General features: G+C 49.4%; 27 protein-coding genes and 1 pseudogene. 13 read left to right on the top strand and 15 right to left on the bottom strand.

What is annotated here, in order from left to right; genetic code table 11:
* Positions 1–133: 133 nt before the first annotated feature.
* The 7 genes from K0504_RS12125 to K0504_RS12155 form a co-directional block, all read right to left on the bottom strand.
* Positions 134–1,222, bottom strand: a complete 1,089-nt coding sequence (locus tag K0504_RS12125; protein ID WP_220104459.1) for a TRAP transporter substrate-binding protein — start codon at positions 1,220–1,222, stop codon at positions 134–136.
* Positions 1,223–1,231: 9 nt separating this feature from the next.
* Positions 1,232–2,605 (bottom strand): TRAP transporter large permease, encoded by a 1,374-nt coding sequence (locus K0504_RS12130; protein WP_220104460.1) that lies wholly within the window; start codon positions 2,603–2,605, stop codon positions 1,232–1,234.
* Positions 2,598–3,119 (bottom strand): TRAP transporter small permease subunit, encoded by a 522-nt coding sequence (locus tag K0504_RS12135; RefSeq protein WP_220104461.1) that lies wholly within the window; start codon positions 3,117–3,119, stop codon positions 2,598–2,600. Before K0504_RS12135 ends, K0504_RS12130 begins: the two co-directional genes overlap by 8 nt.
* A 230-nt stretch (positions 3,120–3,349) precedes the next feature.
* Entirely contained in the window at positions 3,350–4,723 is a 1,374-nt protein-coding gene (locus K0504_RS12140; protein WP_220104462.1) for a sensor histidine kinase, read from the bottom strand.
* Positions 4,720–6,249 carry a DUF3369 domain-containing protein gene (locus K0504_RS12145; protein ID WP_220104463.1) on the bottom strand — a complete coding sequence of 510 codons (1,530 nt, stop codon included), beginning with the start codon at positions 6,247–6,249 and terminating at the stop codon, positions 4,720–4,722. Before K0504_RS12145 ends, K0504_RS12140 begins: the two co-directional genes overlap by 4 nt.
* A gap of 77 nt (positions 6,250–6,326) precedes the next feature.
* Positions 6,327–6,641 (bottom strand): BolA family protein, encoded by a 315-nt coding sequence (locus K0504_RS12150; RefSeq protein WP_220104464.1) that lies wholly within the window; start codon positions 6,639–6,641, stop codon positions 6,327–6,329.
* 8 nt (positions 6,642–6,649) lie between these two features.
* Positions 6,650–7,240, bottom strand: coding sequence for an alpha-ketoglutarate-dependent dioxygenase AlkB family protein (locus K0504_RS12155; RefSeq protein ID WP_220104465.1), 591 nt, complete (start codon positions 7,238–7,240; stop codon positions 6,650–6,652).
* A 152-nt stretch (positions 7,241–7,392) separates the two neighbouring features.
* On the opposite strand from K0504_RS12155, the gene K0504_RS12160 reads away from it, so the two are divergent.
* The 5 genes from K0504_RS12160 to K0504_RS12180 all read left to right on the top strand — a co-directional run bounded on the left by K0504_RS12160 (position 7,393) and on the right by K0504_RS12180 (position 11,780).
* Positions 7,393–8,118 (top strand): response regulator, encoded by a 726-nt coding sequence (locus tag K0504_RS12160; RefSeq protein ID WP_220104466.1) that lies wholly within the window; start codon positions 7,393–7,395, stop codon positions 8,116–8,118.
* Positions 8,093–9,580: an ATP-binding protein gene (locus tag K0504_RS18585; protein ID WP_220104467.1), complete on the top strand. Its 1,488-nt coding sequence runs from the start codon at positions 8,093–8,095 to the stop codon at positions 9,578–9,580. The genes K0504_RS12160 and K0504_RS18585 overlap by 26 nt, the downstream gene beginning before the upstream one ends.
* A 66-nt stretch (positions 9,581–9,646) precedes the next feature.
* Complete coding sequence (locus K0504_RS12170; RefSeq protein WP_220104468.1) at positions 9,647–10,783, top strand: methyltransferase; 1,137 nt, start codon at positions 9,647–9,649, stop codon at positions 10,781–10,783.
* A gap of 4 nt (positions 10,784–10,787) precedes the next feature.
* Positions 10,788–11,405: a peptidylprolyl isomerase gene (locus K0504_RS12175; RefSeq protein WP_220104469.1), complete on the top strand. Its 618-nt coding sequence runs from the start codon at positions 10,788–10,790 to the stop codon at positions 11,403–11,405.
* Positions 11,406–11,432: 27 nt separating this feature from the next.
* Entirely contained in the window at positions 11,433–11,780 is a 348-nt protein-coding gene (locus K0504_RS12180; protein ID WP_220104470.1) for a hypothetical protein, read from the top strand.
* On the opposite strand, the gene K0504_RS12185 is transcribed toward K0504_RS12180, so the two are convergent.
* Positions 11,777–13,057, bottom strand: coding sequence for an AmpG family muropeptide MFS transporter (locus K0504_RS12185; RefSeq protein ID WP_220104471.1), 1,281 nt, complete (start codon positions 13,055–13,057; stop codon positions 11,777–11,779). The two genes, K0504_RS12180 and K0504_RS12185, sit on opposite strands and share 4 nt — an antisense overlap.
* Positions 13,058–13,409: 352 nt before the next feature.
* On the opposite strand from K0504_RS12185, the gene K0504_RS12190 reads away from it, so the two are divergent.
* The 5 genes from K0504_RS12190 (at position 13,410) to K0504_RS12210 (ending at position 17,435) form a co-directional block, all read left to right on the top strand.
* Entirely contained in the window at positions 13,410–13,946 is a 537-nt protein-coding gene (locus K0504_RS12190) for a 3'-5' exonuclease family protein (RefSeq protein WP_220104472.1), read from the top strand.
* Between the two features lie 74 nt (positions 13,947–14,020).
* Positions 14,021–14,392, top strand: a complete 372-nt coding sequence (locus K0504_RS12195; protein ID WP_220104473.1) for a VanZ family protein — start codon at positions 14,021–14,023, stop codon at positions 14,390–14,392.
* Positions 14,389–15,285, top strand: coding sequence for a ketopantoate reductase family protein (locus K0504_RS12200; protein WP_220104474.1), 897 nt, complete (start codon positions 14,389–14,391; stop codon positions 15,283–15,285). Before K0504_RS12195 ends, K0504_RS12200 begins: the two co-directional genes overlap by 4 nt.
* 19 nt (positions 15,286–15,304) lie before the next feature.
* Positions 15,305–15,979 carry a DJ-1 family glyoxalase III gene (locus tag K0504_RS12205; protein ID WP_220104475.1) on the top strand — a complete coding sequence of 225 codons (675 nt, stop codon included), beginning with the start codon at positions 15,305–15,307 and terminating at the stop codon, positions 15,977–15,979.
* Positions 15,980–16,025: 46 nt separating this feature from the next.
* On the top strand, positions 16,026–17,435 hold the full coding sequence (locus K0504_RS12210; RefSeq protein ID WP_220104476.1) for a PQQ-dependent sugar dehydrogenase: 1,410 nt from the start codon (positions 16,026–16,028) through the stop codon (positions 17,433–17,435).
* Between the two features lie 16 nt (positions 17,436–17,451).
* Here the strand turns inward: K0504_RS12210 and thiI are convergent, their stop codons facing one another.
* The 3 genes from thiI to pomA all read right to left on the bottom strand — a co-directional run bounded on the left by thiI (position 17,452) and on the right by pomA (position 20,775).
* A complete protein-coding gene (thiI, locus tag K0504_RS12215; protein ID WP_220104477.1) occupies positions 17,452–18,906 on the bottom strand; it encodes a tRNA uracil 4-sulfurtransferase ThiI in 1,455 nt (484 codons plus the stop codon).
* A 159-nt stretch (positions 18,907–19,065) separates the two neighbouring features.
* Entirely contained in the window at positions 19,066–19,992 is a 927-nt protein-coding gene (locus K0504_RS12220; RefSeq protein WP_220104478.1) for a flagellar motor protein MotB, read from the bottom strand.
* A gap of 18 nt (positions 19,993–20,010) precedes the next feature.
* Entirely contained in the window at positions 20,011–20,775 is a 765-nt protein-coding gene (gene pomA / locus K0504_RS12225; RefSeq protein ID WP_220104479.1) for a flagellar motor protein PomA, read from the bottom strand.
* A gap of 195 nt (positions 20,776–20,970) precedes the next feature.
* Between pomA and xseB the strand changes: the two genes are divergently transcribed.
* The 3 genes from xseB to dxs all read left to right on the top strand — a co-directional run bounded on the left by xseB (position 20,971) and on the right by dxs (position 24,045).
* Positions 20,971–21,213 (top strand): exodeoxyribonuclease VII small subunit, encoded by a 243-nt coding sequence (gene xseB / locus K0504_RS12230; RefSeq protein ID WP_220104480.1) that lies wholly within the window; start codon positions 20,971–20,973, stop codon positions 21,211–21,213.
* An 8-nt stretch (positions 21,214–21,221) separates the two neighbouring features.
* Positions 21,222–22,109, top strand: a complete 888-nt coding sequence (gene ispA, locus K0504_RS12235) for a (2E,6E)-farnesyl diphosphate synthase (RefSeq protein WP_220104481.1) — start codon at positions 21,222–21,224, stop codon at positions 22,107–22,109.
* A 64-nt stretch (positions 22,110–22,173) separates the two neighbouring features.
* On the top strand, positions 22,174–24,045 hold the full coding sequence (gene dxs, locus K0504_RS12240; protein ID WP_220104482.1) for a 1-deoxy-D-xylulose-5-phosphate synthase: 1,872 nt from the start codon (positions 22,174–22,176) through the stop codon (positions 24,043–24,045).
* Between the two features lie 109 nt (positions 24,046–24,154).
* Here dxs and K0504_RS12245 read toward each other — a convergent pair whose 3' ends face one another.
* The 4 genes and pseudogenes from K0504_RS12245 to ribH form a co-directional block, all read right to left on the bottom strand.
* Positions 24,155–24,655, bottom strand: coding sequence for a phosphatidylglycerophosphatase A family protein (locus tag K0504_RS12245; protein ID WP_220104483.1), 501 nt, complete (start codon positions 24,653–24,655; stop codon positions 24,155–24,157).
* Between the two features lie 15 nt (positions 24,656–24,670).
* Positions 24,671–25,672, bottom strand: coding sequence for a thiamine-phosphate kinase (gene thiL, locus K0504_RS12250; protein ID WP_220104484.1), 1,002 nt, complete (start codon positions 25,670–25,672; stop codon positions 24,671–24,673).
* A 30-nt stretch (positions 25,673–25,702) separates the two neighbouring features.
* Positions 25,703–26,104: a transcription antitermination factor NusB gene (gene nusB / locus K0504_RS12255; protein WP_220104485.1), complete on the bottom strand. Its 402-nt coding sequence runs from the start codon at positions 26,102–26,104 to the stop codon at positions 25,703–25,705.
* Between the two features lie 13 nt (positions 26,105–26,117).
* Positions 26,118–26,199, bottom strand: a pseudogene (gene ribH, locus K0504_RS12260) (6,7-dimethyl-8-ribityllumazine synthase); the annotation flags it as partial.

Genomic DNA, 26,199 nt, shown 5'->3' on the forward strand with positions numbered 1-26,199 from the left:
GCCTCGCCAGCAAGCTTTTTCAATAGTAATGGCAAATACTCGTGAATGCTCAGCAACTCTTATTTTTGAGGGCTAGCTACCAAAAAAGGCGCATAATGCGCCTTTTTTGCTTAAAAACCGTCCAATTTTATTATTAATCAGCTCTTAAATTTAGATAAGCTCGTTCAGTCAAATTGTGATAACGGGTAACGCCGGCTCTAAATTGCAAAAATGATTGGTACACCTTATCCATTTCCGGATCGGCAGCAGCTTGCTCCGCCAGTAATGCTTCGCTGGTTTGCTGTAACGCAGCCAGCACAGAATCAGGGAACCGCTTAATGGTGACTCCCTCGAGCGCCTGAATTTTCTCCAACGCCGCAATATTTCGGAAGGTATATTCGTCAATCATGTCTTGGCTGGCAGCACGAGCTGCATTACGAACGATAGCTTGCAAATCATCAGGCAATGCACTTAGGGCCTCTTGATTAACAATAAACTCCATTGTCGAGCCTGGTTCATGCCAGCCTGGGTAGTAATAATATTTGGCCGCTTCATGTAAGCCAAAGGCCAGATCATTGTAGGGGCCCACCCATTCGGTCGCGTCAATGGCGCCAGTTTGCAGCGAGGTAAAGATTTCGCCGCCGGGCAATGACACGGGCACCCCGCCCAATCGGCTCAACACTTCGCCACCAAGACCCGGCAAGCGCATTTTCAACCCATTGAGATCGTCCACAGAATTGATTTCTTTATTAAACCAACCCCCCATTTGGACACCGGCGCTGCCGCCAGCTAACGGCACTAAATTAAACGGCGCGTAAAGCTCCTGCCATAATGCCATGCCGCCACCGTAATGCAGCCAGCTACTCATTTCTTGAGCCGTCATACCAAAGGGTACGGCACAGAAAAACTGCGCCGCAGGCACCTTCCCTTTCCAATAATAAGAGCCACTGTGGCCCATTTCGACCGTGCCAGCAGACACCGAGTCAAACACTTGCATCGCCGGCACCAGTTGATTGGCGCCATACACTTTTATCTGCAAACGGCCGCCACTCATGACATTGACCTGCTCGGCAAATCGTTCCGGCGCAGTGCCAAGTCCCGGGAAGTTCTTTGGCCAGGATGTCACTAGCTTCCATTTATAGGTTTGTTGATTGTGTGCATTCGTTGCTTGCTGCGCGGCATTATCGTTACCACAGGCAACAACCAGCATTGACAGCATGAGAGCAAGCAGGCAAGTCTTCATCAGTGTTCCTTAACCATAGAGTTGTGACGGCAACCACGTTGCCAATTGTGGCCACACGGCAAGTGCGACCAGAATCAATAATTGGATACAAATGAAAGGGACAACACCCCAGTATATGTCAGTTGTTGCAACGTCGGAGGGGACGACCCCGCGTAAATAGAACAAGGCAAAACCAAATGGTGGCGTGAGAAACGATGTTTGCAAATTGACCGCAATCATAATGCCAAGCCACACCGGATCTAACCCCATAAAAAACAGCACCGGTGCAACAATCGGCACCACCACAAAGGTAATCTCAATAAAATCGAGGATGAAACCCAGTAAAAAAATCAGCAACATAACAAACAAGGTGGCGCCCATCAGACCGCCAGGCAATTGTGTCAGCGATTGCTTCACCACATCTTCGCCACCGAGGCCGTAAAACACCGCCGAAAATAAGGATGCGCCGAATAAGATCAAAAACACCATGCTGGTAATATGAAGCGTTTCAACCGCACAAGCGCGCCAGCTATACCAACTCATATTGCCGCGCCACAGTGCAAGCAAGGCCGCGCCAAAAGCGCCAACCGCCGCCGCTTCGGTTGGCGTTGCCAAACCAGATAAAATAGATCCCAACACCAACATCATTAACGCTAGCGGGGGCAGCAAAGCCAAGACAATCTCGCGAGTCGAAATGGCTGGTTGAGTTTGATCTCGGCTGGGCGCCTCAACGTTTTGATGACCGCGCCCACGCACCAGTATGTAAACTACGTAAGCGGCCACTAGTAACAAGCCAGGAATAATGGCGCCAGCAAATAAGTCGCCAACCGATACAGTTTTTGGGGAAAAGTTGCCCAGTTCGAGTTGCACTTGTTGGTAGGTTGACGACAAGATGTCGCCAAGTAACACCAAGGCAATCGATGGCGGAATGATTTGCCCTAAAGTACCGGTGGCCGCAATGCAGCCGGTGGCCAGTTTCATGTCATACGCTTGCTTGCGCATGCTCGGCAAAGCCAAGACTCCGAGAGTGACCACAGTAGCGCCAACAATACCGGTACTTGCCGCCAGCAACATGCCCACCATTACAACCGCAATCGCCATGCCGCCGCGGAATCTGCCAAAAACAGTCGCTAGTGCTGTTAATAAGGATTCCGCCAATTTCGACTTTTCAAGCAAGATCCCCATGAGCACAAATAGCGGAACCGCCATCAGTGTTGGGTTGATCATAATGCCGTAGAGGCGGTTTGGTAACAGCATAATGAAGCTGCTGTCCATTACTCCAAATAACAGCCCCAACCCGGCAAAAATCAATGCAGTCCCCGCGAGCACAAACGCCACAGGGTAGCCACTCATCAGGACTACGATGACACAAACAAATAAAGCAATTGGCCACCAATCAGCCATGAGCGCTTTCCTTGCCAGCAATAACAGCAATGCATTTCAGCAATTCGGCGATACCTTGCAGTAACAACAAACTACACAGCAGCCAAAGGTAAGTTTTGAGAATAAAGAAGCCAGGCAAGCCACCTGCTTCTGGGGAGGTTTCCAGCATTCGCCATGAGTTGGCGACAAACGAGCTACTGCTTAACGAAATAAAAATTAACACCGGAAACAGCAAAAATACGCCACCGAGGAGATTGACCCAAGCTTGTGTTTTTGCCGACCAACGGCGATAAAACACATCAACCCGAACATGCTTGTCTTTTTGCAAGGTATAAGCGGCACCGGCCATGAACACTAAACCGTGTAAAAACAAACTACTGTCTTGCAGCGCAATAGAGCCGATATTAAAGCCATATCGCAACACCACGATCAGCACAGTAACGAGCATGAGCGCAACGCTCGCCCAAGCAATTGCAATCGCAATGCGTTCAATCCAGCGGCAAATAAGAGACTGCAAAACCATGACAGTGGTCATTTAATTCCGGCCATTTAGGAAGTTGAACTCAGGTTAACAACTTGTTAATGATTCGCAATCATACCGTAAATCATTACGAAATCTGCATAATCATTCAAAGGTAGGATCAGCCCAACGCGTCATTAAGCCTTAGCAACTCATTGACGGACGGCGGCGACTTCGTCGAACAGATTCAATAACCGTACTGACGACAACCAAATATGTATTCATTTCCGCTCGCAAGCCGTGCATTAGTTCTGAGCAGGAAACCAAATCGTGAATGTCGTGCCATGATCAGGTTCGGAAGAGAGTTCAATGCGCCCTTGCAGTTTTTGGGTCACCAAATTGTAGAAAATCGGCAAACCAAGGCCGGTGCCTCCTGCATCTCGGGCAGTGGTATAAAAAGGTTCAAATACCTTTTTATGCAAATCGGGCGCAATGCCAATGCCATTGTCGGCCACCGCAACAAAACACTCCTGCTCGTGCTGACCACAACTAACAACAAGCTCATTACGCGCAGTGGTGTATGTTTTTGGAAAGGCGTGACGTTGCACATTGGAGATAAGGTTAGTGACCAGCTGCGCAATAATGCCAGGATAGGTTTCAATGATCGTGCCTATCGGTAATTCGACATCTAAATGGATTTGCTGCTTCCGCAGCATTGGCTTCAATGGGTTGATGACCTGGCCAACATATGAGCCCAAATCAATTTCTTCTCGTTCATTGGAGGTTTGATCTGCCGCCGTCCGCTTAAAGTCTTGGATTAATTGCGCAGCTCTTACCAAGTTGTCTTCTGCCATCCGTAAGCCGTCTTTCGACACGCTTAAAAAATCAATGAGGGCTTGCTCTGTCAGTTCTTGTTGATCGTATGCCTTTTTAATAATGAGTAATTCTTCCCAACAATGGCTCACTGAGGTCAACGCAATTCCCAAGGGGGTATTCACTTCATGCGCTACGCCGGCAACCAAATTACCCAACGCGGCCATTTTCTCGGCTTCGACTAATTTGTCTTGCGCACCGCGCAATGTTTCTAACGTACTTTGCAACTCGTGAGTGCGTTCTTTTACTTTTTGTTCAAGATTCTGATTGGCATCAAGCAGCAGTTGCTGATAATCCGCGCGCTCTTTAGCACTCACCGCCCGGCCATATAAGTCAGCCAGTGACGAGGCAAACACCAGCTCATCGGGCTGCCATGTTCGTTGTTCGCCTTGATGTTCACAACAGATAATGCCAATCATCCGGCCGCGATGACGAATCGGAACATCGAGCATGGAGCTAATTCCTAATGGCCCTAGGTATACATCGGCAAACTCAAAAGTGGCGGGATCTGTTTTAGCATCATGTGCGGCAATGCTGCGCTCGGTATCGAGAGCGGCAAAGTACTCAGGAAAATCAACTCGGCTTAATTTGAGACTTTCATGATCGAGGTTGTTGCCCTTGTCTATCAACAATGCGCAGCTAATATGCGCAGATTCGTCCTGTAGCAGCCAGATCCCTGCACGGGTGATTTGCAAACCTTCACACACCGAATCGACAATCAATCGAGAGGCATTATCAAGACTTCCTTCATCGATATCAGGACTCTTACTCACCTGCAGCAAAATGGTTTCCAGTTCGTCTCTCATTCGTCGTCATCCGGTATTTGGTCACGAATATCTACAAATCGGTCGAAATGCTTCAACGCCAGTGACACCAACTGAGGATCAAACTGAGTTCCCGACTTTTCCGCAATGTATTGTTTTACATCGTCAATGCTCCACGGGGGCTTATAACTGCGCCGCGACATTAATGCATCGATCACATCAGCCACTGCCATCAGGCGTCCCTCAATGGGGATTTCTTCGCCAGCAAGTCCATTTGGATAGCCGCTACCGTCCCAACATTCGTGGTGAGTTTTAGCGATCACCGCGCCCATCTTGGCAATAATTCGATTTGAGTTGGCCAGCAAGTCGTGACCTTTTTGAGCATGGGTTTTCATGATCTGCCATTCCTCAGCATCGAGCTTGCCGGGTTTATGCAGAATATGTTCAGGAATGGATATTTTTCCAACATCATGAAGCGCAGAGGCAAAGCGAACGGTATCGATAAATTCGTCACTCAAGGCTAATTTTTTAGCAAGAAACTCGGTCATTAACGCCACTCGTCGCACGTGGCCTCCGGTTTCTTTGCTGCGTAATTCAATGGCATCACTTAACACCATGATCAGCTCTTTCTGAGTCTGTTGAATGTCTTCCTTCTGAGTCAGATTTTCAAACACCAGCGCGACATTTGAAGCAAACATTTCCAACACGTTCTTTTGTAAATCGGTCAGCGCGTTAGTGAGTTTCACATACAGCACGTTGCAGGAATCTTTACCCGACGGGTAATACCCGATGAACACATCATCTGATTGATAGTGTGTTTTGCTCGTTAAAACCTGAGCAATTTGGGCTTCAATTTTTGCTGGTAGCTTGGCGTTCTTGCCCGGTTGCGTCAGTTCAATTAGGTCGCCACTAGCGGCCAGCACGGTCATGTTCGAGTCGCCATATAGATCGGTATGCTGGCTGGTGAAGTACAAAATGGAGTGATCTAAATTAAGCAGCGTTAGGGTTTGCTTTAAAACGGCGGTGCCAAAATTGACTAAGGTCTGGCTTTTTAGCACTGACGAGGATGATTGGATAACTCCTTCCATTCCGCGTTTACTCAACTCAATGGTACGAATATCACGGTAAGAGCGAATAGCGGTGTAAACGCAAGACTTCAATTTGCCGGCGGAAAGCTCGGTCTTGGCTTTGTAATCGTTAATGTCGTAACTACGAATGACTTCTTCTTCTGGTGCTTGTCCGGGTTGGCCCGTGCGCAGCACGATGCGAGTGGTATTATTTTTGTGTTGCTGCCGGATGTGTTCAATGAGCTTCAGTCCGGCGTCATCGGTTTCCATTACGACATCAACAAACGCCAACGCAATATCGTCGGTGTTGGACATCAAATCCATACCTTCTTCACCGGAAAAGGCAGACAGGAAATCCAGGGAACGGTCTTCGAATTCGAAATTTCTTAATGCCAGCTTGGTGACATCATGGACTGCAGGATCGTCATCAATGATGGCGATTTTCCAAGGAGGCAGCTTAGATTTTGCTGCCTCGGGAGCGGGTTCTTTGAACAAGGCCATAAAGATTCACAATAAAATTCCTAACCTTGTAAAAAGATAGATAGAAATGGCCGTTCTGCCAGAACCGCCGTCACAGTTCAGTCGCTTTTACTGCCCCCCATACACTTGGGGCTAAGCGGTGCTTGCTGTTTACGCTGCCACTCCTCCGGTGTGTAGGTGTGCATTGCAAGTGCATGAAGACCAGCCTCAAACTCGCTAGCGAGCAACGTATTGATGGCTCGATGACGTTGCAATAATCGTTGACCACCAAACCCTTCAGAAACCACCACGACTTTAAAGTGGGTTTCGCTATTCACCGGCACATTATGCTGGTGACTTTCATTGAACACATCTAAGTGTTCTGGCGAGAAATGCTGGTGTAAGGCCGCGATAATTCGCTCTTGCATCGACATAGACAACTCTAATGACTGGTAACAAAACGAAACGTGAGATTAAGTCTTGGTTGACGCTCACGCAACCGTTTTGGCAATGCGTGTTGCCATTTGTGCTGGCAATCTCCGGCCATCACCAACAAACTGCCATGCGTCAGCGGTACACGTAAACGTTGATTGGTGGCGCGGTGGCGTAAATCAAAGTCGCGCTCAGCCCCCAAAGATACAGAGGCGATGATGGGCTGTTCTCCCAGTTCGGGTTCATTATCACTATGCCAGCCCATGTGATCGCGTCCATCGCGGTAGTAATTCAGCAAAACCGAATTAAATTGGCTGCCGCTAAGCACTTGGCATTGGTGCATGATGGGCAGCAGCAAGTCCGGTATCGGGTTGGGCGGGAGTGTTTCGCCACTGTATCGATAAGCATAAGGCCCAAACCAAGCTTGTAGCCGAGGGATCGTATGGTGTTTGCCAAAAACCTTAACTTGGCCCGATTGCAATGCCACGGTCTTTTGAATATCAGCCATCAAGCGATCGGCTTGATGCACCGGTAAAAAGTTAGGCCACCAGCCGAGTTGAGCATCCTCAATAGCCTGCCAACCTATTGTTAAATCTGCCATTGTCATCAGTTCGATATGCCCGTCACACGCCAGAATAATGGCTTAACCCTGTGAAGTTAACCCCACCTTGACCAATTCACTACTAGTGGCTGTTTTGATTGAGGTAACATAAGCCCTGTTTACGAATAAACCTTGGTAATGGACTAACCCTAGTGACTGAGCCCAACAAAGGCCACATTTTAGTGGTTGACGACGATGCTGAAATTCGCGATTTACTGTCGACCTTGCTGTGTCGCGCCGGCTATCAAATCAGTGGTGCGGAAGATGGCGTTGCCATGTTCAAATTATTCGAGCAGGACATCATTGATTTAATCATTCTTGATATCAACTTGCCGGGTGACGATGGCTTCACCTTATGCCAGAAGTTGCGGCAGCGCTCCGATGTACCGGTAATCATGCTAACCGCCAGCGCCGATGATATGGATCAGGTCATCGGCTTAGAAATTGGAGCCGATGACTACATTGCCAAGCCGTTTAATCCTCGTCAGTTACAGGCCCGAATCAAAGCGCTATTGCGGCGAACGCAACGCAGCTTGTCCGATAACAAGAGCAACCGTTTTATCGAATTTTCGGACTGGCGTTTCGATACATTAACGCGCGTTGTTGAACACCCAAAGCACGGCACCCTAGAATTATCAGGTGCTGACTACAGCCTGCTTAAATTGCTGCTAGATAACGTTAATCAGGTGCTTGATCGCGATGCTATTTCCGATGCCATTCGCGGCCGCGAAGCATCCCCGCTGGATCGGAGCATTGACGTACAAGTCAGCCGCCTACGCCAACGCCTACAAGACAATGGCAAACACCCCAAGTTAATCAAAACGGTGCGTGGCCAAGGGTATGTGCTTACCAGTGAAGTTCATTTCAGCCATGAATAAATGGCTGGTTCGCTGGACGCCTAAAACCCTACCTAGCAGGGTTTTGCTACTTGTTTTAATGGCTGTTTTGGCATCCCAATTACTACTCAGTGTGTTGTGGCATGCACAACAGCAGCGGCAAGAAAATGAAGGGCTAAAAGCCGCTAGTCAATGGATGGCCGAACAAATAGCCCATACCATTAATAACTTTGCCAACATGCAAGCGCCCGCGCGTGAGGATGTCATTCAAGCGCTAACCCACACCGGCAATAGCCGCTTTTTCGTGATGTTGAGCCCGCAACATCATGACTTACCCGACGCCGAGCAAACACCTCAGCGAACAATCGTGGCACAAGTATTAACGGCACACTTTGCCGACGCCGACCACCCAGGGCGGCCAGCCCAGATAAACATTCACAGCAATCAGCCCCTGCGCCATCCAGATAACAATTTACATCTATCTCAACGAGCATTTGAATGGGCCAAACGAAGTTTACTTGTCCCGAGTGAAAGCGCTCCTATCGTGACCGTGCAAGTCCCAATGCCCGATGAGCAATGGCTACTGCTCGCAACATTAATGCCCGAACCCTACACCTTGCTTGAGCCGTTAAGCTTTGCCCTGCCCCAATGGGGGTTCATGGCCATATCAACGTTGATTCTGGCCGTTATCGTGATTATCACCACGCGCCGTTTAATCCGCCCCCTACGGCAATTGGCGCAAGCTGCCGATTTACTCGGTCGTGATATTGATAGCCCACCCATTGCCGAGTCTGGTAGCTCAGAGGTCACCATGGCGGCGCGCGCATTCAATGCCATGCAAGATCGCTTGCAGCGATTTATTAAAGATCGTGAAGCACTGTTCTCCGCTATTTCCCACGATTTAAAAACGCCCATTACGCGAATGCGCCTGCGGGCAGAATTGCTCGAGGACGATGAGCACCGAGAACGGTTTATCGCCAATCTCGATGAGTTGGATCTCATGGTCAAAGGGGCTCTGCAGTCGGTTAAAGACAGTGATATTCATGAAAACCCAGAACCGGTCGATATTGACCAACTGCTGGCGACCATCAAATTAGATCTAGCGAGTGACAGCTGGCGAGTGCGAATTTCAGGCCATGCTCAGCAGCCGTTTATTGGCAAACCGCTCGCGTTAAAACGAGTCCTAACCAACCTCATTGATAACGCCATCAACTACGGCGAGCGCGTACATGTCATCGTCAGAGAGCGCCAAGATAACTTGTATCTCTACTTCCATGATCAAGGGCCCGGCGTACCGACCCTCGATCGTGAGCGAGTGTTTGAGCCTTATGTGCGATTAGATAATTCAAAAAACCGCGAAGGCGGTAGCGGCCTAGGATTGGCCATTGTGCGGAATATTGTCCATGGCCACGGCGGGGAAATAGCACTCAATAATCACCCCCACGGCGGCTTAGTTGTGCGGGTACTGCTACCTCATCAACAAGCTTTTCAAGAAAACCGCTGATCTGCCTTGCGAAAAGGACTGGCCATCCTAGAATAGAGGCCAATTCAAATTGTGATTGTCGTACCGATGTACAGCCCTTTAAATCTCGCAACTCCAACCATAGAACTTGCTCGCTTCCCCCTTGATAAACGAGAAACCTTATTGCCATTTGATGCGGCTGACGAGTTGCTGATGGAATGGTGGCATCGTAACCCGCAGACTTGGCAAAACTTATGGCTACTAAACGATAGCTTTGGCGCACTGAGCTGCTTCTTTGTCCAGCATAGTCAGGCCACCATTTGTCATGTGTCGGATTCGTTTTTAGCGCAGCAAGCGCTTATCAATAACCTATCCCATAACGAGCTTGATGCTGACCGAGTACAACAATGCGATTGCCTGCAGCCTTGGACGGACTCACCAGAGCACGTGATCATCAAGGTGCCCAAAAGTCTGACATTGCTTAAGCATCAGTTAGCTCGAGTAAGCCGGCTGCCGGTTGGCACCCCCGTCACCATTGGTGCTCGTCTCAAAGACTTGCCAGCCAAAGCAGTGAAACTACTCAAACAAACGTTTGGCAATGTAGTTCCTGAATTAGCAAAGCGCAAAGCGCGCATTATGCATGCCCAAGTTGCTGAGCAAACAATTGCTGAGCCCACGCCTACAGCGTGGGATGTTGCCAACCACCAACTAACGCTGACCAATCACGCCAATGTGTTTTCTCGAGCAAGCCTCGATATCGGCGCCCAATTTATGCTGCAACATTTACCCGAGCCTGAATCGTCAAGCAGAATTGCCGACCTAGGTTGTGGCAACGGCATTTTGGCGTTAGCCATGGCCAAACAGCAGCCTCAGCATGGCTATATTTTGGTGGATGAGTCTCACATGGCCATTGCATCAGCAAAACTAAATGCGGCAGAAAACTTCGTTGATAGTGACATCGACTTTACTTTTTTGTGTCAACACAGCCTGACAGGTTTTGCCGATAACAGCTTAGATTATGTGATCTGTAACCCACCGTTTCATCAACAGCAGGCTATCACCGATGAAATCGCTTGGCAGATGTTTACTCAGGCTTTCAAAGCATTGCGGTCAGGCGGTAAATTACGCATAGTTGGCAATCGCCATTTGGGTTACCACATTAAATTGAAGCGTATTTTTGGTAGCGTGAATCGCGTTGCATCCAATGCCAAATTCGTAATTCTGGAGTCTGAAAAACGTGTATAGCAGCATGACCAAATTAATAAAAATCGTAATCGCCAGCAGCCTGTTGATGCTAAGCGGCTTCACTCAAGCTAATCAAGAAGACGTTGATCCTAAGTTATTGCAGCCGGACAATATATTTCCGGTCGTTAAACTGGAAACCAACATGGGCACCATTTTGGTCGAGTTGGATCGCCCTAAAGCACCTGATACGGTCGAGAACTTCCTGAAATATGTAGTTACCGGTGCTTATGACAACACCGCTTTTCATCGTATTATTAAGCAATTCGTGGTTCAGGGCGGTGGCATGGACGAGAAATATAACTCGCTCGATGGGCTCTATGGCACGATCAATAATGAAGCTGGCAATGGCTTAGAAAACGAAGAATACACCATCGCAATGGCGCGTCAGAGCCACCCACACAGCGCTGATCGTCAGTTTTACTTCAATGTGAAAGACAACAAAAGCCTCGATCCAGGCCCACGTAGCTGGGGTTATGCTGTGTTTGGTCGAATTATCGAAGGCGACGATATCGTTGAAAAAATGTCAGAAGTGCCAACGGAATTTAACTCAGACTTAGGCTTCGCTGACGTGCCGGTTAAACCCGTCATATTAGAAAAAGCCACCTTATTGCCGGAAGCATAAACCGGGAAGTCATCTATACTCGACACTATGCAAACAAAATCATCAGCCAGTAACAGTCGCGTACGCCAGTTCGTGACCGACAAAGCCGCCGCAACTAGCTTCTATATTGAAGGCATGCTGGCTGGTCATTTACCCTTTGACGAATTGCAGATCTTTATCTGGGATACGCTCGAAGAGTGGCATCAGTTACATATTGATAGCCACTATGTGTGCGAGCGTGAGAAGGTGATGTGGCATTTGTTTCATCTTCTGGAGCGCTGGCCCGAAAGCGCGTTGCGAGGCAACGTGTTTTTGCGCAAACAGCTGCAAGACGGCTGCAGCTTTCTCAAACAAGAAGGACCAATGCTGAGCCAATGCTTGGGTGTTCGCCCTTAACCTTCCGACTCAGCCTTCACGACATCATCATCGCGCCAAGGCGCGGCCCAAATCAGCATCAGCATTCCCGGTATCGCACACAAGGTACATACGTAGAAGAAGTATTCCCAGCCAATGGCTTCAACAATAAAGCCGGTGGACGCATTGGCAGCACTTCTTGGCAACGCAGCAATCGCGGTAAACAAGGCGAGCTGAGTGGCGGTATAACGAATATCGGTCAACTTGGCCATATAGGCCACCAGCGCGGCAGTCCCTAAGCCAACGCCAAAATACTCAAACGCAATCACTGCAGCCAAAATAGTTGGATCGTTACCCGCTTGGGCCAGCCAAGCAAACCCTAAAATCGACACCATTTGCACCACACCAAAAACCCATAATGAGCGATTTATCCCTAAGCGAATCATGAAGATACCACCAAGTAGGCTGCCCACAATCATGGCTGGAATTGCTGCCGACTTTGAAATCAAACCAATCTCGGTTTTGCTAAATCCCATGTCGAGGTAAAACGGTGTAGAAAGAGCGGTCGCAAGGTTATCTCCGAGCTTGTAGAGAAAAATAAACGCAAGCACTGCCAGTGCTTGTTTTACGCCTTTGCGTTGAATGAATTCCTGAAACGGCTCGGTAACGGCGGCAGCAAAACTATGCGGGTGATAACTTTTTTGTGGCTCCTTTACCGATAGCGTCAGCACAATACCCACCGCCATAAATGCTGCTGTGATGACAAACACCTGTTGCCAATCCATGTGATCGGCCAGTATCAATGCCAACGAACCGGGCACCAATGCAGCTATTCGATAGGCATTGACGTGCACAGAGTTACCCCAGCCTAGCTCTTCATCTGGCAAAATTTCGCGGCGATAAGCATCCAGTACAATATCTTGAGTGGCACTGAACAGGGCCACCGCAGTTGCCAGAGCAGCAACCCCCCAAATCTGTTGATGGACATCGAACACCGGCAAACAAGCAACGCCAATCAATAACAGAATTTGGGTCACCAACATCCAGCCGCGGCGCAGGCCTAGAAATGGCAGCTCAAATCGGTCGACAAGTGGCGCCCATAAAAACTTCCAGGCAAATGGCATCATTACCAATGACAGTAAACCAATTTCTTCCAAACTGACGTGCAAATCCCGAAGCCAAGCAGGCACCAGATTCACCAATATGAATAAAGGTAAACCAGAGGCAAAGCCGGTAAACAGGCAAATAATTGTGCGGCGGTTGAGTAACGCACTCAGCACTTTGTTGTTACGTAAACTGGCAATCCGGTTTGAGGCCATAAAAGGTTGGTTGTGTCATTCTCATAGGATGTTTGCAAGCTTGTTTGGTTTACCCGCAATTTGCAAGCACCAAGACGGCATGACAAGCGCACACTTGCACCAATTTAATTCAAGCTGATGAAAAGCTATGCAATTTTTACGGATTGACAGGCTTCTCCCGCATTATCGAGGGTAAAACATTGCAAAGTTTACGTGAATCACCTATTTGTCTGCCAACAGGTTATTTTTCGCAGTGTTTCTGCCGTTAGTCGCCGCTTGGTTGCGCCAATTTAGCCCATTGCTAAAGTCCACAGCCAGACGCCCACAAATCTCATTTTGTAGAAACAACTGCGCCCATGAGGAATAGGTTTCAATGGAGCTCGCACAAGCCCAACAACAACCGCCAATCGCCAAGTTGATCGATTTGGTTGATGTGATTGATATTGAGGCCTCTGGCTTTGGCCGGGGCTCTTATCCAATTGAGATCGGCGTTTGCCGCAATGACGGTCAATGCCGCTGTTTTCTCATCAAGCCAATGCCCGACTGGACTCACTGGACTGAAGACGCAGAACAAACCCATGGGATCAGCCGCCAATTGCTCGCCGAAAAAGGTCGCCCCGTAGCTGACGTGACCCGTGAGCTAAATGATTTTTTGCAAGGTCGAACCTTATACAGCGACGCATGGGGGCAAGACCAATCGTGGTTGATGCGGTTATATGACGCTGCGGACTGTTGGCCTAGCTTTAAGCTTGAAACGATTCGCAGCTTAATGACCGAGCAAGAAAGTAGTCATTATCACGCAAGCTATCAACAAGCCGCGGCTGAATTGAACCTCAAACGCCACCGTGCCAGTACCGACGCCAAAGTGATCCAACGAGCGTTGGCTATCGTCAAGAGCCAAGCTTGGTAGACAACCAACGCACGGCTAGATTCAACTAGGTCTTTACCGCTAAACTAGCGGCAAATCCATATGCCGCAGCAGACATGTCTTACTTATTAATGCAACAACGCTGGTTTCAAGTGTTATTTATCAGTGCGCTTAGCATCGTCACTTGGACATGTTTGATGCCGCTTGATCAACCGCCGTTGGATATTGATCACGGTGACAAACTGCTTCACTTCTTGTCTTATTTGACCTTAGGCCTGCTACTAGAGCGCGCCGCTCCCCGCTGGTTCTGGCCTGTCGGCGTATTCGCCCTCATCGCCTACAGCGGCGTCATAGAGCTGGCGCAAGAGCAAACGGGTTATCGCACCGGCAGTTGGGGCGATATGCTGGCAAATAGCAGTGGTGTAGTGGCAAGTCTGCTATTGCGGCCATTGGTGATTCGATTGTCGTTGAATACACGAACAGCATGAATATTCTGGTTTGTGGCGCCGGCGCCATTGGTCAGCTATATGGTGGTTATTTGGCGCTTGCCGGCCATCAAGTGGGCTTGCTCAACAGCACTGGACTCATGCGTTCTCAAGCATTCCAACTGGAACAGCTCGATGGCAGTCAGCAGCGCTGGCAGTGTACGCAACTAACTACGCCCGCCGATGTCATACTAGTCACCACGAAAGCCTATCAAGTGATTCCTGCGGTCAAACAACTATTGCAGCAACGTAGGCTTAATTCGCCATGCATTCTGGTGTTGCTTCATAACGGTATGGGGCCTGCAGAACAGATATTGCCGCTGCTACCAGCGCATTGTCAGCTGATCCTTGCAAGTTCGCGCCATGGCGCATTAAGAACGGCCGCTAATAACGTCAAACATACTGGTATTGGTCAGACTGATATGGGGGCCGCGGCAACTAATGACGACCATTTAAAAGCGTTAACTCAGTTGTTTAGCAGCATGCCCGGCGATACTTTTTGGCATCAAAACATCTGGCAACCCTTATGGCAAAAATTGCTGATTAACGCCGTCATCAACCCACTGACGGCTCGCGACCAAGTCGCCAATGGCAACTTGCTGGCACCACATTATGCTGCCGAAATAAGTCAACTCTGCAGCGAAGGCGCTGCCGTGGCTAGAGCAGCCGGCATCACCATGCAAGATGACCAGCTGGTTGAGCAGGTACGGCAAGTTGCCCAAGCAACCGCGGCCAATCGTTCATCAATGCTGCAAGATGTATTGCATCAGCGGCCGACAGAAATCGACTACATTAGTGGCTATCTGGTGCAGCAAGCGCAAACATTTAAGTTACCAAGCGCAGGGCATCAAGCCTTGTTAACGCAGATCCACCAACTAGCGCCGAGTAACGGTTAATCCAACAGAGGACTTCCCCATGACAGCACATGTATTACTTCCCGTTGCCTCAGGCAGTGAAGATATGGAGGTGGTGATCATCGCCGACGTATTGCGCCGCGCCGGCATTACCGTAACCTTGGCCAGCATTAGCGATAGCCGCCAGTTAACCTTGGCGCGTCATATTCAAATCAGCGCCGATGCATTGTTATCTGACGTTGCAAGTAGCGACTATGACATGATTGTCCTGCCTGGTGGCATGCCAGGTTCAGAAGCATTACGAGATTGCCAACCACTGATCGAACGACTGCAACAACAGCGCGATCAGGATGGTTGGATAGCGGCGATCTGCGCAGCTCCAGCGGTTGTTTTACAACACCATGATCTACTCGGCGAAGCCTATGCGACCTGCTACCCTACTTTTCAGGATCAGCTTTACCCAGAGTATTGTTTACCCGACGAAGCCGTGGTGGTGGACGAGCCGCATAAAGTGATCACAAGTCAAGCGCCTGGCACCGCAATGCGCTTTGCTCTCACCCTGATTGACGTTTTGTTAGGCGAGCAAGCGTCAATTGATGTGGAGACTCCGCTGTGCATGCTGCTTGAAGAGTTAGAAGATGAAGAGCTTGAGCACGATGACCACGCTCACACCGATGATTGTTGCAGCAGTGACAACCATAGCTGCAAATCGGGCGACAGTTGCTGCAGCCACTAACCTGACATGATAACCAGCCGCTTTGCCGAACGATAAAGGAATAGGTATGAACGCACTTTTCATTAGCACCCTGTTGATTGTGTTATCAACACTTATCAGCACACAAGCCAATGCCCGTACCGCAGCTGGCGTTTATCGTGATTATTGTGCCGATTGCCATGGCAGAAATTTGGAAGGCGGCCTTGGCCCATCGCTGACAGATAGCGTCTGGCTTTATGACAACACAGACCAAGGCATTGAAAAAATCATCCGCGACGGCAGCATTGAAAATGGTATGCCGCCGTTTGCTGCCACCTTAGATGACAAGGCCATCCGCAGCTTGGTGATCCACATTCGCGAGAAAGCCAGTCAAGCCAACAATGACGAATCGGTAGGTGCGGTTGAGCAAGGACTGGTGCAAACCAAGCACCATGCTTTTGAGCTCGTTGAGCTTGCGAAATTCAGCGGCATCACTTGGGCGATGGCGCAATTGCCTGACGGTAGCTTTTTGGTCACGATTCGCGATAAACAACTGTGGCACCTTCAGCCCGATGGCAGCGCTACAGAGATAAAAGGCTTGCCGGACATTTGGCAACGCGGTCAAGGCGGATTGTTGGATGTTGCGTTGCATCCAGAGTTTGAAAAAACGGGCTGGGTATATCTAACCTACAGCGAAAGTCAGGATTTGTTTTCCGGTATGACAACCTTGGTGCGCGGTAAAATCGAGCAAGGTAAGTGGCAACAACAGCAAATCTTATTTAGTGGTGATTCAGACGATTCATCCAGCGCTGGCGTGCATTTCGGTTCGCGTATCATATTTAAAGACAATCACCTGTATTTCACCATTGGTGATCGTGGCCGCAAAGAACAGGCGCAAAGCCTCGACCATCCTAATGGCAAAGTGCATCGCCTGACTCTCGATGGCGCAACGCCAGCCGACAACCCATATCCGGATGCCAAATACCCAAGTATCTGGAGTTATGGCCATCGCAATCCACAAGGCATCACGTTAAATCCAGCAACAGGTGACATTTGGTCGGTTGAACATGGTCCGCGCGGCGGCGATGAACTCAATTTGATTAAAAAAGGATTGAACTACGGTTGGCCAGAAATCACTCACGGTATGAATTACAGCGGCACCCCGATGACGGCGAATACAGCTAAAGCAGGTATGGAGCAACCAGAAGTATTTTGGGTGCCATCGTTAGCCGTTTCGGCCGTGCATTTCTACCAAGGCAATCAATTCCCACAATGGCGCGGCCACTTGTTGGTTGCCAGTTTGAGAGCAGAACAATTAGTGCTGTTGGAGCTCAAAGACAGCAAGGTGCAATCGCAAGAAGTGTTATTAAGAAACCAAGACCGGATTCGAGATGTCATTGAAGGCCGCGATGGTTCTATCTACTTAGCGTTGGAAGACCGAGGAACCAATAGCAGTCGCATCGTGCGCTTAGAGCCCGTGGAGACTCCAGCGCAATAATGAGTGTTAGGTATGTTTACGGGCGATAAACCTTGACGTTTTGATGACCCGCCTCTTGCAAGTGTATCGCTTGTAGGCGGCTCATCACGCCACGGTCACAATACAAGTAGTAATCAACACTGGTATCCAGCTCGGCAAATTTAGTGCCGAGCTTAAAGAATGGAATATGGGTAACAAACGCGTCTTCTAATTCCAGCGGTTGCGCTTCAACTTCAACATCATTACGCACATCAATGACATGGGCCTGCGGCGGTAAGCTCGCTAGAATATCGACCTCTTGCTGCGCCGGCTTTTCTTTCAGCACATCACGAATGTCTTCCACTTTCGCGCGGTAAACCACCTCATCGATAAGATTAAGATTCATCTTCGCTTCTTCGGCGATCACTTTTGATAGCTTCGCCTTGACCGTTGGGCTATTGGAAATAACGCCACAGAATTCAGGCATGCTGGCAGCCAAATCATAGGTGCCAATTTGGTGTGCTTGGTCAATGATTTCTTGCTTATCAGAAACAATGAGTGGCCGTAGAATCACTCGTTCAACGGCTTTATCAATAACATTCAAATTCGTTGCCGTTTGGCTTGAAACTTGGCCCATCGCCTCACCGGTGACCAAGGCTTCAATATTGAGTTTCTCTGCAACTTTGTCGGCCGCGCGCATCATCACCCGTTTGAGAATGACGCCCATGTGGCTGTTATCAACATTTTCTAGGATGTCTGCCACGACTTCTTCAAACGCTATCGCAACAAACTTCACTCGATGCGACGAACCAAAGGTTTGCCATAAGTAGTGTGCCATTTCCCGCACGCCAGTTTCATGCGCATCGCCGCCAAGGTTAAAGAAGCAAAAATGCACGCGACTACCACGTTTGATAAAGCGGAAGGACGATACTGCCGAGTCAAAACCACCGGAGATCAGGCTCAAGACACTTTCCTGAGTGGCGATAGGAAACCCACCCAAGCCTTTCGCTTGACGGGTGATCATTGAAACTTGGTTTTGTTCAATACTCAGACGGATTTCCATGTCCGGGTTCTTGAGGCGAACCCCTTCACTGTCTGAATTTTGATTCAAGCCACCGCCAACATAGCGTTCAATGTCCAACGATGAAAACTCATGTGTTCCAGTGCGGCGCACTCGCACGCTAAAGGTTTTGCCTTTCAGCTGCGGCCCATAAATGGTTTGTGCCGGTTGGTAGATGTCATCAAGGTTGGTGAACTCGAAGCGACGTACTTCTTGCACTATGTCGACGCCAGGCACCTTACACATGGCTTGGAATAGCTGTTCATTTAGCTCAGCAGATGCATCATCTGGGCTTTCTACTTCGACTTTATCCCACAAAGAGCGCACCCGAACTCCGTCATCGATTCGCTTCAGCACGTTGCGTAAATTGCCTTCAAGCATTTTGCTGAAGCGCTTACGCACTGGCCGGCTTTTGACGATGATTTCAGGAAAGAGTTTGATAACAAACTTCATGGGGCCACACCTTTTGTTGCCACTGGATTTGAGGATCGCGAATTATACACAGATGTATCGACCAGAAAAACCAACGGCGCAGCAAAACAAAAGGCCGGAGAGTTTTGAAAACTTTCCGGCCCAGAGGCAGCATTTCAGCCTTTCAATAACAAGTGGCTGCTATTGAGTCACTTGTATTTCACGTGAGTTTTTAGCTTTACCTTGCATGATAGAAATCTCAACACGACGGTTTTTGCGACGATTGTCTGCGCTATCATTGGGAACCAGCGGCATGGAAGAGGCACGCCCCATCACAACCATGCGGTCATCATCAAAGCCGTCAACCGATGACATCTCATGCGCAACAGCCACCGCTCGCTGGCTTGATAGATCCCAGTTCGACCGATACAGCTCAGAGCTAATTTTGGCGTTATCAGTGTGGCCAGAAATTGTGACTTCACCGGGAATATCTTTGAGCAAGCCCGCCACTTCACGAATGATGGGTTTGAATTTGGGCTGCAAGAACGCAGAGCCCGACGGGAACGCGCCGCGCTCTCGAATTCGAATGATGATTTGTTGGCCAAGCGCTTCAATCTCAATGGCGCCATCAACAATCTCATCTTCGAGCTGAGCCGCCATTCGTTTTGCCGTTTCTGCGGTTTCTTGCTGAGCCTGTTGCGTGGTGTCTTGCGCCACGGTTTCACTTTCCGCATCCGTTACTTCAAATGACGGATTGGATTTCTGCATGGCATCGGCCTGGCTTTGACCACCGGCAGTGGTGTCACGGCCCTCTTGGAATTCGAGCGAAGGCTTGGTGATATCCATGGTGTGCTGGGTAATTTGGTCGATGGGCGTTGGATCAGGGCGGCCCGGACGGAACTCTTGGGCAATCACGCTCGTTCCTTTGGGGATATCTTTGACTTCAATTTGGTTTTGCACACCAAAAGCATACTTCATCGAACCGGCAATTTGCTTAAACTTAAGCACATCCATTTCGGAGAATGCTAACAGCAATACGAAGAAGCACATCAGCAGCGACATTAAGTCGGCAAACGTCGCCATCCAAGCCGGGATCCCGGGCTCGCATTTGCATTCTTCTTCTTCCATCGCCGTATCCTCCTACGCCTACTCTTCGGTGGTATCGATTTTACGTTTGCCTTCGGCGAGGTAATTTTTCAACATGCCATCGAGAACGCGAGGGTTTTGCCCATCCTGAATACCGAGAATGGCGTCCATAATCAGACGACGATTCAACATTTCTTCTTCTTTACGCAACGCTAATTTGTCTGCAATCGGAATAGCCACCATGTTGGCTAACATGGCGCCGTATAAGGTCGTTAACAAAGCAACCGCCATCGCCGGACCAATCGCTTTGGGGTCATCCATGTTGGACAACATCGCAACCAAGCCAATCAAGGTACCAATCATCCCCATCGCTGGCGCAACATCGCCCAGCTTCATGAAGATGCTCACGCCCATGTCATGACGTTCTGCGGTCAACCGAATATCTTTAGAAAGTGCGCCACGTACCACTTCAGCATCATGGCCATCTACCAGTAAGTCGACGCCTTTTTGCATAAAGCTGTTGCCAATTTCAGCTTCTTCCAAGGCCAGAAAGCCACCTTTACGGGCAGCATCAGCCATTTCAACAGCCTTTTCGATTAAATCGTCAGGCTTGTCGATTTTAAACATGAATGCTTTGCCGGCAATTTTAGCGGCACCAAGAAACTGCCCAAGATTGAACTTCATCAGCACCACGAACATGGAGCCACAAAGTACGATAAGAACCGAGGGCACATCGACAAACATGCTGATGCTACCGCCGGAAACCATCGCCATGATGACAAATGCAAACGCCCCAATAAGTCCAATGAGTGTTGCTAAATCCACCTAACTACTCCTTTGCTGATCGCGATTTCTGTTTGCATTCAGATGCTTTTCGCGTTTTTCCGGCTGAGTACGTTTATAAAGGCTTCGCCGAACGCACGCAAGTCATGCTCATCATTTTGGCACAATATTGTGCTTTCAGATTGATTCAGTGCCACTGCTGCGATACCTTTGCGCGATATTGTGAAGGAGCATGCAATGGCTGCCAAAAAACCTGAAAACCTTAGCTTTGATGACGCCATGTCCGAACTCGAACACGTTGTGGTTGAGCTCGAGTCAGGCGAGATCCCGCTGGAGCAAGCTCTAAAACGTTTCGAGCGCGGCATTGCGCTTGCTCGAACCACGCGCGACAAGCTCGATCAAGCCGAGCAGCAAGTCAAAATTCTGCTCAGCCAAGACGATCAAGCGGCTTTGTCTGATTTTGACGAATCAACGTCGTGATGGCGCGAATGACCAATTTAAGTCAATCTCAAGCCGCCTATCAGCAACGCATCAATCACTTCCTGCGCGACGTAATTGATCAGTTACCAACTCAGTCGAACACTCTGAAAGCTGCCATGGCTCATGGCTTACTACTGGGTGGCAAACGTGCGCGACCTTTTTTAGTTTATGCCACGGCCGACATGCTGGGCGTTCCACTTGAGCAAGTCGATAACCCAGCGGCTGCCATCGAATGCATTCACGCCTATTCGTTGATCCATGATGATTTACCCGCCATGGATGATGACGAATTGCGCCGCGGCCAACCCACTTGCCATATCGCATTTGATGAGGCTACAGCTATTTTAGCGGGTGACGCGCTGCAAACTTTAGCGTTTGAGTTGCTCAGTGAAACAAATTCTGATCTTGCCCCCGCGATTCAATTGCAATTGGTGCAAAGTCTGGCTCAAGCAAGCGGCTATCGCGGCATGTGTGGTGGTCAAGCGTTGGATTTAGCAGCCACCGACAAAGTGGTAGATTTAGTTCAATTAGAGCAGATTCACTTGGCGAAAACTGGCGCACTGTTGCGTTGCGCGGTCGATATGTCAGCGATTATTGCCAACGTTGATGCGCAGCAGCGACAAACATTGCAGCAATTTGCCACCGCGATTGGCCTTGCATTTCAAGTTCAAGATGACATTTTGGATGTGACTTCTGATACAGAAACCCTTGGTAAACCGCAGGGTTCAGACGAAGCAGCCAACAAATCGACCTACCCAGCGCTATTAGGATTATCGGGCGCACGCCAAAAAGCTGACAGCTTGTTAAAATCAGCGCTACAAGCGTTACAAACTTTGCCATACAATAGCCAACAACTTGAAGTATTCGCTCACTACATCGTCGACCGTAAATATTAACGGCTGACGCAAAGCGTAACGCATAATTATTACAACAAGACATCATAGCCTGATATAACTGCCCATGAGTATTGAACCTGCTGACTACCCACTGTTGATGAAGATCAACAGCCCTGATGATTTGCGATTGCTATCGCAGGATCAACTGCAACAAGTTTGTCGGGAGTTGCGTCAATACCTGCTTGCGTCAGTCAGCCGTAGCAGCGGCCATTTAGCCTCAGGCCTCGGCACGGTTGAACTTACCGTTGCGCTGCATTATGTCTACAACACCCCCGATGACCGCCTACTTTGGGATGTGGGTCATCAAGCCTACCCGCACAAAATTCTGACTGGCCGACGTGAACGCATGCACACCATCAAACAAAAAGATGGTTTACACCCGTTCCCATGGCGCGATGAGAGTTGTTATGACCACTTCAATGTAGGTCACTCCAGCACCACCATCAGTGCCGCACTTGGTATGGCCATTGCCATGCAACGGCAAGGTAGCAATCAGCAAGTAGTGTCTATCATTGGTGACGGCGCAATGACCGCGGGCATGGCATTCGAAGCGTTGAACCATGCTGGCGATGTAAACCCCAACATGCTGGTGATCTTGAACGACAATGAAATGTCGATCAGTGAAAATGTTGGTGCATTGAACAACCACTTCGCGCGTCTATTGTCGGGCAGCTTTTATTCAAGCATTCGCGAAAGTGGCAAAAAAGTATTGTCAGGCCTGCCGCCCATTAAAGAGCTGGCCCGCCGTACCGAAGAGCATTTGAAAGGCATGGTGGTTCCCGGCACCTTTTTTGAAGAGCTGGGCTTTAACTACATTGGCCCTATTGACGGCCATGACATCGACACACTCGTTGAAACATTGCACAACATGCGCCACTTAAAAGGCCCGCAGTTGCTGCATATTAAAACCGTCAAAGGCAAAGGCTATGAGCCTGCCGAAAAAGATCCAATTGGTTACCATGCGGTCCCTAAGTTTGATCCGGCCCATACCTCTTTACCAAGCAGCAAGCCTGGCGTGCCGACCTACTCCAAGGTATTTGGCGATTGGCTATGTGATGTGGCCGCAACCGACACTAAGCTCATGGCAATTACCCCTGCGATGCGTGAAGGCTCAGGCATGGTGCGGTTTTCTAAAGAATACCCAGCACAATATCTGGACGTTGCGATTGCCGAGCAACATGCGGTCACGCTTGCCGCAGGCCTTGCCTGCGAGGGCTACAAACCTGTAGTCGCGATTTACTCAACGTTCCTTCAGCGTGGCTATGACCAAGTCATTCACGATGTAGCAATTCAAGATCTGCCGGTATTATTTGCGATTGATCGTGCCGGCGTGGTTGGCTCAGATGGTCCGACTCACCAAGGGTCTTTTGATATCAGCTACCTGCGCTGTATTCCAAACATTGTGGTGATGGTACCGTCAGACGAAGCGGAATGTCGCAACATGCTCTATACCGGCCACCAACTCGATAAACCAGCAGCCGTGCGTTATCCGCGAGGTAAAGGAACGGGCTCATCGCTTGACGGCCCAATGGAAATGCTCACCATCGGTGAGTCCAAAACGATTCGTGATAGTGAGCAAGCAAACGTGGCTATTTTGGCCTTCGGCCCACTGCTTCATCAGTGTAAAGCGGTTGCCGAATCCCTTGATGCCACGCTGATAGATATGCGCTTTGCCAAGCCGCTGGATCAAGCTCGCATCGTTGAATTAGCTGGCAATCACGACGTACTGGTCACAGTTGAAGATCAAGCCATTATGGGTGGCGCGGGCTCAGCAGTTATCGAAGTGCTGATGGCGAACAAACTCGCCAAACCGGTACTTCAGTTAGGCTTGCCTGATCAGTTCATCAAACACGGTACGCAAGAAGAGATCTTGGCTGAGCTTGGCCTTGATGCCGAGGGCATTGAAACGAGTATTAAAAAGTACCTTGAACAATAACTTCTGGTTCTAATGTACTGGCAAAAAAAGAGGCTTCAACGCCTCTTTTTTTGTGGTTGCAGCTCAGAAAAGACCAAGAAACGTCTCATTCTGATAATTAGAAAGTGCGCTACAACAATCCAAGGCCAAGAGCTGGCAGAACAAAGACTAACACCAACCAAGCCATGGCGCCGGCGAGCAAGTCATCCACCATAATGCCAAAGCCGCCGTGGACATGTTGATCGAGCCAGCGAATCGGCCATGGTTTGAGGATGTCGAAGATTCGGAACAAAACAAAACCGGCAATGATGGTCTGCCAACTCAGCGGCACGGCAATAAAAGTGATCATCATGCCTGCGAATTCATCCCAAACAATTGCCGGATGATCATGGGAACCAAAGTCATCTGCGGTGCGACCACACAAATAGTTGCCAACCAAGCACGCCAGCACAGTCACCACTAAATAGCCCCATAGAGGCAATTGCGCCATTATCATAATCAATGGAATCGCAGCTAATGAACCAAAGGTGCCTGGTGCTTTTGGCGCTAAGCCACTGCCAAAGCCTACGGCGGCCCAATGGGTGAAATTACGGGGTACAAGCTTAGGTTTTGATTCAGCAGCTTTTGTCATGATGGCGTAGTCATTCTAGTCAGAGAAATGTAAATAGCCTTGCGCCTGCCAATCAACAGCTTGACCCAAGTAATATGTTTGAAGCCCGCCATCAGCAACTATTTCACCAATGACAGTAACAGGCGTATTCGCCTTTTTACCCGCCGCAATGACCTCATTTAGGCGAGTAGCAGGAACCGTAAAGCAAAGCTCATAGTCATCACCACCATTCAGCGCATTTGCAGCAGCGCCCTGCTCGCCAAGTACGCTCACCGCCTCTGCAGATACGGGCAATTTGTCTGCATCAATGCAGGCGCCAAGGCTAACAGTCGACATGCTGGCGTTAGCGCCGCCAAGCGCTTTGCTCGAACGTTCGAGAATATGATTAAGATCGGCGCTCAAACCATCAGAGATGTCAATACAGGCAGAAGCAAGCTGGCGCAACGTTAAGCCCAGCTCTACCCGTGGTGTTGGCCGAAACAAACGCGCTTCGACTCGCGCACATTGAGATGCTGTCAGCGGCGTTAACTTGTGTTGATTTAGCGCTAATGCCGCATCGCCTAAATGGCCAGATACTAAAATAACATCACCAACAGCAGCCCCGCTTCGCGTTAGGCCTTGCCCCGCCGGAACTTGTCCTTGCGCCGTTAAACTCAGGGTTAGTGGGCCGCGGGTGGTATCACCACCAACAAGTGCAACTTGATAGTGACGTAACTGATGTGCCAATGCTTGCCCAAACTCACTAAGCCAAGTTTGATCGGAGCTAGGAAGCGTTAATGCCAAACTCACCCAACAAGGCACGGCGCCCATAGCCGCAAGATCGGACAGATTAACCGCCACTAACTTATAGGCCAGATCGGCCGGCGTTAACCGTTCATCAAAGTGAACACCGTCGACCATGGTATCGGTCGTGACCGCCAAGTGATGATGGGCGAGTGGTTGCAATAAGGCGCAGTCATCACCAATACCGAGCGCCACGTCGGCACGCTCGGTATCAGTTTGCTGAAAGTATTGCCGGATGAGATCGAACTCGTTCACGGCGATATGCTCATTGAGAGGTAGGCTGGATTAGGCGCGAGGCGCCATTTGGTCAAGCACACCATTAACGAATTTATGGCTATCATCGCTGGCAAATACTTTGGCCAACTCAATCGCTTCGTTAATCACAACTTTGTATGGCGTTTGGCGCGCAGAGAATTCATAGGCGGCCAAGCGCAAAATGGCTTTGTCAATTTGGTCAACGTCATCCAAAGGACGTGAGGTCAAAGCTGACAGGCGCGCATCCAAGCTTTTAATTTGGCTAGCGACGCCACTGAGCACCTCACGAAAATAGTCAATATCAGCGCCGTCCATGTCCTGATCTGTCATGAAGTGAACTTCCACTTCTGCCATTGGATCACCACTCAGCTGCCAACTGTAGATGGCTTGAACGGCAAGTTCTCGGGCCTTACGGCGAGCTTTCGGATTCAAGTCGTGCTCCTAATTAACCAATTTCGGCCAAAACATTGACCATTTCTAATGCGCCCATAGCAGCTTCGCCGCCTTTGTTGCCGGCTTTCGTACCA

It is taken from the genome of Neiella holothuriorum, from assembly GCF_019457915.1.
GTDB lineage: Bacteria > Pseudomonadota > Gammaproteobacteria > Enterobacterales > Neiellaceae > Neiella > Neiella holothuriorum.